The 1,785-nt window shown below is 44.0% G+C and carries 1 protein-coding gene; it reads left to right on the plus strand.

The features are described from left to right. Positions 1–934: 934 nt before the first annotated feature. Positions 935–1,717 carry a hypothetical protein gene (locus ACFWWR_RS48540; protein ID WP_384310780.1) on the plus strand — a complete coding sequence of 261 codons (783 nt, stop codon included), beginning with the start codon at positions 935–937 and terminating at the stop codon, positions 1,715–1,717. The last annotated feature ends 68 nt before the right edge of the window (positions 1,718–1,785 follow it).

The following is a 1,785-nucleotide window of genomic DNA, read 5'->3' on the forward strand; positions in this document are numbered from 1 at the left end:
ACTTACCTCCACAGAGTATAAAAATTGGCTGAAAGCCACGGAATACGTGGTTCCCAGTATCTTATATCTTGTATTACCCTCTTTTGACCTTCGTTATAGCAATCAAAAATAAGGGCATTTTCAGCCCGTTAGATTGCATTCGGATAGGACGGATCTACCTCAACGCGAAGCAGGTTCCACAAGCCTCGTTATGGTGATGGAGTGGGTGGCCTAGGCCGTAGGACGACGGCAAACCATGAGATCAACAGAGCGAGAGCACTGGGGAAAGCCATCGCCCGAATGGGCTGGCGTCCTGTAAATGCGGTAGCTCCGTCGGATCTATGTGCTGCAATCGAGCCTAACGCCTCACTGCGTTCGTTGTTGGGCCATTTGACACGCTTGGCCAAAAAGCCGGCCAACCATGTCAAACGACCTTAATCGGCTCGCTAATGGGCTATCAGGAGCTTCTAGGGTGGAATGGGATCGATGGATCACCATCGTCACTGTCCAACCCGCTTTTGATTTTCGGGGACTGACAGCACACCCCCACATTCCCTGGAGGGAAATGTTCAGGGGTGTAATGGCACCGTTGCCGGTGCTGTTCTGGTGATAAAAGCAAGGGCAACGCAGCTTTTAAAAACAGACAGCCTCTGGAATAAACCGGAACGGTTTATGTAAGACATTGCCGATTTTGATTGTAAGCTTTTGACCTGTTGTAGATCTTGATCTTGATCTTGCTGTTGATCTTCCTCGCGTAGCGAGGCCCATGCACTCGTAGAGTGCTTTAATGGGCTAAAACACTCCTTCGGAATGTGATGTATCAAGGAATAAAATAGAGGCATTTAAAGGCTTTATAAAGCACCAAGTTGCTTTAAAGCACAAGTAGTGCTTTATAAGCACTTGATTATCTGAAAATAAATGTTACAACATGATCATATAACAATGATATCGCACCATGAAAAATTTCGTTTCATTCAATGCCAAGTATTATAAAAATTCAAATGCGTCTGGTGAGATAGGACACGTTCAACGTGCCTTTGCCAAAAATACCAACCAAATAGTCGAATTCGCCAAAGATAATTTTGGTTGTGGCTATAACATCTATGATCGATATAAGGACGTTTTTAATCAAGTAGAAGGTATTAAAAATAAGAAAATACAAAAAACCGCCAATACATTCATGGATGGGGTTTTGTCATTTTCAAGAGATCAGATGATGGAGATCATGAAAGACCCTGACTGGAAAACATCGTTTTCCGATCATATTGAGCAGTTTATGCAAGATGTAAAAGAAAAGACCGGCATGGAGCCGTTAGGCTGGGAAATGCACATGGACGAGGGCCATAAAGACCCAGTAACAGGCGAATATAAGATGAATTATCACGCTCAATGTATCTTCTTCAATTACGATTTTAAGACGAATAAAGCCCCATTGCGTGACCTCATGGGCCGCAAAGGTGAATCGATTTGGTCAAAATTGCAGGACACTGCAGGCCAACGTTTCGAGGATCTTGGGTTTGTCCGTGGTGTTTCTGCTGATATGACCAAGGCCAAACATCAAGAAAAAGACGATTTCATAGCCTCTAAACAGGCTGAGATCGACCGCCTGCAGGCGGAGCTGGTAGACCGTCAAACCCACCTAGATCGTGCCTTACAGTTCAATGAGGAGCTTCTGGAGGAGGTTGCCTCGAGGGTCGATGCTATTGTTGCTGATTTTAATGAAAATGGTGCTGCTTAAGATAGTTTAATCGAACGTGTCGAACTCGAAAAAGAAGTAAGAAAAGACAAAAAAATAATGTATGACAA

This window comes from Streptomyces sp. NPDC058678, assembly GCF_042714835.1.
In the GTDB taxonomy this organism is placed as follows: domain Bacteria; phylum Actinomycetota; class Actinomycetes; order Streptomycetales; family Streptomycetaceae; genus Streptomyces.

Excerpts from the sequence above, each read along its gene's own strand:
- ACFWWR_RS48540 (WP_384310780.1), top strand. The coding sequence starts at position 935 with ATGAAAAATTTCGTTTCATTCAATGCCAAGTATTATAAAAATTCAAAT.